General features: G+C 34.5%; 10 protein-coding genes. 6 read left to right on the top strand and 4 right to left on the bottom strand.

Annotated features, from left to right (window positions below; genetic code table 11):
- The coding region (locus tag ACNF4Z_RS05465; protein WP_458328234.1) for a transposase at positions 1–207 on the top strand (207 nt) is incomplete at its 5' end.
- Between the two features lie 179 nt (positions 208–386).
- On the opposite strand, the gene ACNF4Z_RS05460 is transcribed toward ACNF4Z_RS05465, so the two are convergent.
- Positions 387–1,517, bottom strand: a complete 1,131-nt coding sequence (locus ACNF4Z_RS05460; protein WP_458328233.1) for a DNA recombination protein RmuC — start codon at positions 1,515–1,517, stop codon at positions 387–389.
- Positions 1,518–1,611: 94 nt separating this feature from the next.
- Here ACNF4Z_RS05460 and ACNF4Z_RS05455 point away from each other — a divergent pair, with 94 nt between their 5' ends.
- The 3 genes from ACNF4Z_RS05455 to ACNF4Z_RS05445 all read left to right on the top strand — a co-directional run bounded on the left by ACNF4Z_RS05455 (position 1,612) and on the right by ACNF4Z_RS05445 (position 3,124).
- Positions 1,612–1,761, top strand: coding sequence for a hypothetical protein (locus ACNF4Z_RS05455; protein WP_458328232.1), 150 nt, complete (start codon positions 1,612–1,614; stop codon positions 1,759–1,761).
- A gap of 36 nt (positions 1,762–1,797) precedes the next feature.
- Entirely contained in the window at positions 1,798–2,739 is a 942-nt protein-coding gene (locus tag ACNF4Z_RS05450; RefSeq protein ID WP_458328231.1) for a mechanosensitive ion channel domain-containing protein, read from the top strand.
- A gap of 241 nt (positions 2,740–2,980) precedes the next feature.
- Positions 2,981–3,124, top strand: a complete 144-nt coding sequence (locus ACNF4Z_RS05445) for a hypothetical protein (protein WP_458328230.1) — start codon at positions 2,981–2,983, stop codon at positions 3,122–3,124.
- Here the strand turns inward: ACNF4Z_RS05445 and aspS are convergent.
- Complete coding sequence (aspS, locus tag ACNF4Z_RS05440) at positions 3,086–4,369, bottom strand: aspartate--tRNA(Asn) ligase (RefSeq protein ID WP_458328229.1); 1,284 nt, start codon at positions 4,367–4,369, stop codon at positions 3,086–3,088. The genes ACNF4Z_RS05445 and aspS overlap by 39 nt on opposite strands.
- Positions 4,370–4,569: 200 nt before the next feature.
- Here aspS and ACNF4Z_RS05435 point away from each other — a divergent pair, with 200 nt between their 5' ends.
- Together ACNF4Z_RS05435 and ACNF4Z_RS05430 are read left to right on the top strand one after the other, a co-directional pair.
- Positions 4,570–5,799, top strand: coding sequence for an NfeD family protein (locus ACNF4Z_RS05435; RefSeq protein WP_458328228.1), 1,230 nt, complete (start codon positions 4,570–4,572; stop codon positions 5,797–5,799).
- Complete coding sequence (locus ACNF4Z_RS05430) at positions 5,789–6,769, top strand: ROK family protein (protein WP_458328227.1); 981 nt, start codon at positions 5,789–5,791, stop codon at positions 6,767–6,769. The genes ACNF4Z_RS05435 and ACNF4Z_RS05430 overlap by 11 nt, the downstream gene beginning before the upstream one ends.
- Here the strand turns inward: ACNF4Z_RS05430 and msrA are convergent, their stop codons facing one another.
- Entirely contained in the window at positions 6,770–7,306 is a 537-nt protein-coding gene (gene msrA / locus ACNF4Z_RS05425) for a peptide-methionine (S)-S-oxide reductase MsrA (protein ID WP_458328226.1), read from the bottom strand.
- Positions 7,307–7,678, bottom strand: a complete 372-nt coding sequence (locus tag ACNF4Z_RS05420; RefSeq protein WP_458328225.1) for a methionine-R-sulfoxide reductase — start codon at positions 7,676–7,678, stop codon at positions 7,307–7,309.
- Between the last annotated feature and the right edge of the window lie 5 nt (positions 7,679–7,683).

Here is a 7,683-nt window from a genome sequence, read left to right as displayed (position 1 = left end):
TCTACAAATCTCATGGAACGCATGAACAAGGAGATAAGAAGAAGGATCAAGATCATTGATTCAATGCCTTCTGAAGAGAGTGCAATGAAGATCATTTATCTGAGAGCAGCAGAGATAAATGACAAATGGTCAATGAGATCGTTGAGGGGATATTATAAATGCATTGATGAGATTAAGGAAATGTTCCAAAGGAGGTATCCTTTATAAATACACAACATTTGGGACACTATGATTAACCCATATGCATAACTTATTCCTGTGAATTTGTCAATTTTATTTCATAATCATATAAATGACACATTAAATTGTAAAAAGGTAATGAATGCTCATTAATATTTTTGTACTTATCATCTATAAATTGATGATGAAAAAAAGGTTCATGTTTTTCAATCAAGAGAATTATTCTCCTGAACACTTTCAATAAAAGATGATTTCTCAGTCTCCTGATTGGATAACTCTGCAAATCTGTTAAAATCGTTTAAAACCTTAATTTGCATCAGATTGATCAGGTCATTATAATCCCTTGAGGTTTTTTTCATATCTTTTCCTATGATTTTGATCATGTCAAGCATTTTTTTGAAATCTCCATATAGATTTAAACTGAATTCAACTATTTTTTTTGAGTTCTTTATCATTTCTTCTTCTCTCCAAGAAATTTCAATTCCCCTAAGTATTGGGATTATGGAAACGGGAGATGTAAGAAAAACCTTGCTTGAAAATGAATATTCTACAATGTCAGGACATTTTACATATATGTATGAGAAGACATTTTCAAAAGGGATATAAAGTAAGGTATACTCATATGCATTATCTATCTTTTCTGGATAGTTACGTTCTGAAAGTTTTTTAATTGTATCCTGAATATCTTTTTTAAATTTTTTTAAGAATTCTTCTTTTTCCCTAGTATCTTGAGAGTTCTCAGCGTTTAAAAAATTCCTGACAACAGCCTTTGAATCTATAACCACCTTTCTGTTTCCGGGTAAATTTATTATGAAATCAGGCCTTGATCCATCCTCCAGCACCACTTGTGTGGTAAAATCAATATATTTTCTTAAGCCGCCATATTCAAAAAGGTTTTCAAGTCCTATCTCTGACCATTTCCCTGCTTCTATTGTGTTACCAACTGTATTTTTAAGCATGGTTGCTGTATTGTTAATGTTTTCTGCCATTTCCTTTACTGAGTCCATATATCTTAGAATTGAGCCGTAATCTTCTCTTCTTGTTTTTTCCATTGAAATTACTGCTAAGTTTAACTCCTGCATCTTTTCCGAAAATGATTTTGAAATACCCTGAAGTCTTTCCTCTGACTGTGAATCAATAATGTTATTTTTTTGTTGTATTAATTGATTCAATGCATTTATGGTTATATCCTTCATTTCGTTCTGTATCTTATTTACGTAATCACTTATCTGATTGCTTTTAAGAGACCAGATCTTTTTCCCTGAATAATATCCTACAAGGAATCCAAAAAATAACCCAATAATGAGCGGGATAATTGAAAAGAAAATGACTGACATTTTAATAAATATGTCAGACACTTATTTTACCTTTTTCGGAATTCAATTTCTTTTTTTTGATAAAAAATTAATATTTCATTGAATATGACTATTCATGGGCCTCAGTAAAAGGGATATTACAAGAAAAAAGAAAAATCTGGAGGACAAACTTAGAGAACTGGAGGAAAAGGCTAGAAAAAATCCACTGAACAAAGAATTGCAGGAAGAAATAAAGGAATTGAAGAAAAAAATTGATAAAAGTTAAAAAAATAATTTATGCAATTAAATTATTACATACATAATGGAGGAAAAAACCAAAAAAGAACTCAGATCGATTATCATTTCCATTAGTCTTATAGTTATAATTGGAATTGCCCTTGAAATAATTTTTCGTTTTTTTACATCATATGTTCTTCCGTCTTCAATAATTGATTATCTTCGCAAGTATAACATAACACATTACTTGTATTATGCCATAGACGCTTTCATAATTTTCGGAATAGCCCATGAAATAAACAGATTTTCAAGATTTGAAATTGAACTTGTCTCAAATAGATCAAAAAGAGTGAACCTGAAAAATCTTTACACCATAATAAGGGCAATAGTCTACTCAGTGGCAATTGTAATTTTCCTTCTTGATATTGGAGTAAGTCTGACTGGAGCTGTTCTTGGTGGAACAGTTGGTGGATTGGTAATTTCATTTGCTTTACAGAACACAATATCAAATCTTCTATCAGGTCTTATGCTTTCATCATCAGGAATAATGAAACCAGGGGATCCAATGTACATATTTTCATGGTTATTTGATAATCCTGTCCTTGGAAAGATTGAAGACGTAAAGGTCCTTACAACTCAAGTATCTTCAATAGATGGTTTAAAAATCGAATTGCCAAGCACTGCGCTTCTTGGGCAGACACAATTCACAAATCTAACAGATCCTGAAAACAGGTTCCGGGCAAGGTATCATGTCACTTTAACATTACCTGTTGATGTTCCATACTCTGACATTATACAGAAAGCTGTACCCATTCTTGAAACAAAGGGAAAAGAACTTGATTTTATTGTAAAAGAGGTTACATTGTTCCAGAAAAATTTTAATTCAAACCAGGTAAAAGTAATAATATCAATTGGAAACATTATGAATTACAATAAGTGCTCAGATGCTATCAATGTGGCATTCGATAAGGCATATTGGGAAGCAAAGAATGAGATTGCCTCAAAGACAAACCAGAACAAAAATTAAAAATATTCATGGTGAATTGGATGATCCTCTTAGACATGCTGGACATTTGCAGTCTTTATTTTGTTCTATTTTTTTATTTACATTAATGGATGAACACCAGCATGAATATGATTGATCACAAAAAAATATTGAGCCACATTCACTGCAGTTTTTATAACTCATAAATAGTTATATCTATTTAAAATATAAAATCATACCACTAAATTTTTAAACTATTTTTTTTTAACATTATTGTGATCCTATGGTGAAAAAGAAGAACTGGGATCTGGAAGAGAATGAGATAGGAGACGCAAAGGACATGGACAGGCTTGTTTTTGGAGAGGATAAGAAAGATAGAAAAATAAAATCAGGGAAATATTCTGGTTCTGTCTCTGGGAAAAAGTGATGCCTCCCTTATATTATTGAGACCCAGAACAACCTGTGTCAATCTTTCAAGGCCCAGTCCCCATCCGGCGTGAGGAGGCATTCCATACCTGAAGGTTCTTATATAAAATTCAAAATCTTTTGGATTTAAACCTTTTTCAATTATCCTTTTTTCCAGTAATTTTGGATCATGAATTCTCTGTGCTCCAGAAGTTAGTTCTAACTCCTTAAACTGAAGATCATAGGACTTTGTTCTTGATCTGTCTGTTTCAAGTAAACTTGTGTAAAATGGTCTTACTTTTTCCGGCCACTCTATAATGAAATAAAAACCATCAAATTTCTGGCCAATTATTTTCAGTGCCTCATTGTTAAGATCCTCATCATAATTGATATTGAAACCAGCATCTCTCAATATGTCTATACACTCCTTGTGTGTTATTTTAGGGAATGGTGTTTTTGGGACTTCCTTAATAGCAGTTCTTTCCATTATATCCGGTATTGTTTCGAACATGTTCTTGATTCCATTTGCTATTGCATTCTCTAACATGAACATTGCATCATTGTGGTCTGAAAAAGCCATTTCAATGTCTATTGATGTAAATTCATTAAGATGTCTTGGAGTGTTGTGCTCCTCTGCCCTGAAAGCAGGACCGACCTCAAATACCCTTTCAATGCCAGATGCTATCAGCATCTGCTTGTATAGCTGTGGACTCTGATTCAAGTAAGCTATCTTTTCAAAATACTGGATGCTGAAAAGTTCTGCACCCCCTTCAGTTGCAGCTGACACTGTTTTTGGGGTTTGAACTTCAGTGAAACCTTGATTGTGTAGAAAACTTCTTATTCCCCAGAGTAGCCCGGCTTTAGCCCTAAATATATCTCCATTCTCCTTTCTTCTTAAATCGAGAAAACGGTTATTGAACCTTGTCTCAAAATCTACATCAACCCTGTCTGCTACAGGTAGAGGTAGTGGTGATTCTGATCTATTTATTATAATTATTTCTTCAGCAATTATTTCAAAAAATGATTTGCTTTTCTGTTCTTCTGGTATTACACCATGAACTTCGATTACACTCTCCCTCGAGATCTGAGAGATTTCATCATAATTTTCAACATTTCTCTTTACGGTTATCTGAGCCTTCCCTGTACTGTCCCTCATTATTATGAATGTCATATTTTTTAGTGTCTTTATGTCCTCAGCCCATCCGTTTATTTTAACCTCTATTCCTGGCTTTAAATGAGTTGCATCAGCAAGAGATGTTTTTTCCATATCCCTCAATATTTTTGATGTGAAAAATCTTTTCCATATTTTTTTGACTCAGGTAATCTAATATATAGAATTCAAGTTATGGTCTTATGAATAAGAGGGTGTTTAAACACTCAATAATGCTTCTTTTTTTATGTATATTATTGATCACAATTACTTTTAATTCTCAAGGAATTAACGAACACAAATACAAGAATTTTGAAATGAAAAAAGATCTTTTGATAATAAATCTTGAGTATACAATTGATCCTGGGTCTTGCAATATGCTAACGCAGGCCCTCTCTTCTTTGAATAGAACAACAACAGCTGCAGTGGTGATAAAAATGAATACCCCGGGTGGTCTCCTTGAATCCATGGTCAATATGGTTCAGGCCATCAACAAAACTGAAGCTCAGGGTATACCTGTCTACTCATATATAGTTCAGGATGGTCTTGGTGCTTCTGCGGGTTCATACATAGCAATGGCAACCGATCAGATATGGATGGGTACAGGTTCTGAAATAGGTCCATCTACACCAATAGTGGAAGGCGGTTCTCAGATTCAGGAAAATCACACTCTGAATGGAATGGAGGCTCTTATGACAGGTCTGGCGGAAGCTCACGGAAGAAATGTATCAGCCGCTGCACTTATGGTTTTTGATGATGTGGGCTATAATTACGAACAGGCTTTTAAAATACATCTTATAAATGGAATTGCAACAAATTTCACGAATTTCCTGAGTCAACTGAATCTAAACGGATACGTGCAATACACAGTAAGTGAGTCTACATATGATCAATTTGTGAGTTTTCTCAGTAATGCAACAATTGATGGAATTCTCATTTCATTTGGTTCCCTGGTAATTTTGCTGGACATTTACCACAGAACAATTCTGCTCACTATTTTGGGAATATCACTACTCATACTTGGATTTCTAGGCGCCCAGTTAATAAATGGTTCGGTAGTAGGTATAATAATGCTTATAATGGGTTCCGTACTTATACTTTTGGAGGCTAAAACCGGTCATGGTATTTCGCTTATGGGAGGAGTTGCTATGGATATTGCAGGAACAGCCTTTCTAGTTACCCCATATTATAATATAAATGGTGGAAATTATGTTTCAGGATATTCACCCTCTCCAATCGATTATACTTATTTTTACTACATTATTATAATTGTATTGGTTGGAGGTTTTATTGCCTTCTATATAAGTAGAATAGTACGCACACAATTCAGAAAGCCCTTAAACGGATGGGAATCTATGATTGGAAAAAATGGAACTGTTGTTTCTGACCTTGCACCAAAAGGCTGGGTTTCAATTGATGGTGTTAGGTGGAGTGCCACAAGCCTTAATGGAGAAACAATTTACAAAGGAGAAAACATTGTGGTTGTAGGAATTAATAATCTGACATTAACTGTTAAAAAGGTGACTGACAATGATCATGGGATTTGATATAGGTGGATCCAAAATTTCAATGTTTTTGACTGATTCTACTGGGAAAATTTACAAGAGATCAAGGATTAAAACACCCAAGATGAAGAACCCAGAACAGCTTGTAAATTTGGTTGCAGAGATAGCTGAAGATGTTGAAAAGGAAATAAAGGAGGATATTGAGACTGTTTCAGTTGTAATAGCTGGAGCGGTTGATGGTAAAAGAGGCATAATTCATTCATCACCAAATCTTTTTGGTGGAGAGAAGATAAATTTTTCAGAAATGCTTGAAAAACGATTGTCTAAGAATGTCTTTATTGAAAATGATGCAACTGCTGTTGCAATCTCTGAGAAGATATTTGGAAATGGAAAAACCTTCAATAATTTTGTATATGTTACACTGAGTACAGGTATCGGGGGAGGAATTATTCAGGATGGGAGAGTTTACAGAGGTTCAAGGGGTATGGCAGGAGAATTCGGCCATATGGTTATAAAAAAGGATGGGCCTCTATGTGGATGCGGAAGAAAGGGGTGCCTTGAATCCCTTGCAAGTGGTCTGGCGGCAGTTAGAATCATGAATGAAAATGGCGCCTACGAAAAATCCCCATATTTAAGAAGATTCAAAAAGGATAAAGTAGAGGCAAAAACGATCTTTGAAGGTGCACTTTCAGGCGATCAAGAATGCAATAAAATTGTTAATGAAATAATGGGATATATAGTGACAGGAATAAGCAATTTGATAGATATATTTGACCCTGAATCCGTTATGATTGGGGGCGGTATGTCAGATTCCAGAAGTTTAGTTTTTGAACCTCTATCAAAGGAAGTATTTGAAGAACTTAAAACTATGAGCAGGGAGGTTAAATTTTTCAAAACTTCTCAGATTACTGTGGAACTAGCACCTCTTGCGGTGGTAATGTATGAGAATGAGATCCCAGGATTTAATTACAATCGTATAATTAAAGAGATGAGAGAGAAGTTGAGAGTATGATTAAAGTTTTATAATTTTATCATTGAATGATTTTTTGATTTTTGACACTTTAGGGGATATTACAAATCTGCAATAGGGTTGATCTTTATTTCTCTCATAGTATTTTTTATGATAATCCTCTGCTTCATAAAAATTTTTTAAAGGCCTTATTTCAGTAACTATCTTTTTTCTGAAAACGCCCTCTTTTTCCAATTGCTCTATTTTTTTCTCCGCAGTTAATTTCTGTTCATCATTCATATAGAAAATGACAGACCGGTACTGTTCCCCCTCATCAGCACCCTGTTTATCCCATGAAGTTGGATCATGGCTGACAAAAAATACATCAAGTATATCATCAAGTGTAATCACTGAGTCGTCAAATGTTATTTTCGCAACCTCAATATGACCAGTGTTTCCTCTGCAAACCTCTTCATATGAGGGGTTCTCCTTATGCCCCCCTGAATATCCTGGAATCACATTTTTTACTCCATTTAATGTGGAGAAAACTGCCTCTGTACACCAGAAGCAACCAGAACCCAAAACAATTGTTTCTTCCATTTACTTTCCCTCCTTATCCGGAATAAAGTCCAGTGAAATTGAATTTACACAATGCCTGGTATTTTTAGGAGTAAAACCCTCATTTAGGAATACATGACCAAGGTGAGCACCACACTTTGCACACTGTATTTCGGTTCTTATTCCATCCCTGTCAGGTACCCTTTTTACAGCTCCCGGGATTTCATCATCAAATGATGGCCAACCACAACCTGCATCAAATTTCCACTCAGATTTATAAAGAGGAGTGCCACATCTTTTGCAAATATAGGTCCCCTTTTCATAATGATTGTAATATTTCCCAGTAAATGGCATCTCTGTGCCTTTGTAGAGAATAACCCTCTCCTCTTCACGAGATAGTTTTCTATATTCCATATTTT

This window comes from Caldiplasma sukawensis (assembly GCF_052315375.1).
GTDB lineage: Archaea > Thermoplasmatota > Thermoplasmata > Thermoplasmatales > Thermoplasmataceae > Cuniculiplasma.
The sequence above is the reverse complement of the archived record's forward strand: the minus strand, read 5'-3'. Positions and strand labels throughout refer to the sequence as shown.

Excerpts from the sequence above, each read along its gene's own strand:
- aspS (WP_458328229.1), bottom strand. The coding sequence starts at position 4,369 with ATGGAAAAAACATCTCTTGCTGATGCAACTCATTTAAAGCCAGGAATA.
- ACNF4Z_RS05435 (WP_458328228.1), top strand. The coding sequence starts at position 4,570 with ATGAAAAAAGATCTTTTGATAATAAATCTTGAGTATACAATTGATCCT.
- ACNF4Z_RS05450 (WP_458328231.1), top strand. The coding sequence starts at position 1,798 with ATGGAGGAAAAAACCAAAAAAGAACTCAGATCGATTATCATTTCCATT.
- ACNF4Z_RS05420 (WP_458328225.1), bottom strand. The coding sequence starts at position 7,678 with ATGGAATATAGAAAACTATCTCGTGAAGAGGAGAGGGTTATTCTCTAC.
- ACNF4Z_RS05460 (WP_458328233.1), bottom strand. The coding sequence starts at position 1,517 with ATGTCAGTCATTTTCTTTTCAATTATCCCGCTCATTATTGGGTTATTT.
- ACNF4Z_RS05445 (WP_458328230.1), top strand. The coding sequence starts at position 2,981 with ATGGTGAAAAAGAAGAACTGGGATCTGGAAGAGAATGAGATAGGAGAC.
- msrA (WP_458328226.1), bottom strand. The coding sequence starts at position 7,306 with ATGGAAGAAACAATTGTTTTGGGTTCTGGTTGCTTCTGGTGTACAGAG.
- ACNF4Z_RS05455 (WP_458328232.1), top strand. The coding sequence starts at position 1,612 with ATGGGCCTCAGTAAAAGGGATATTACAAGAAAAAAGAAAAATCTGGAG.
- ACNF4Z_RS05430 (WP_458328227.1), top strand. The coding sequence starts at position 5,789 with ATGGGATTTGATATAGGTGGATCCAAAATTTCAATGTTTTTGACTGAT.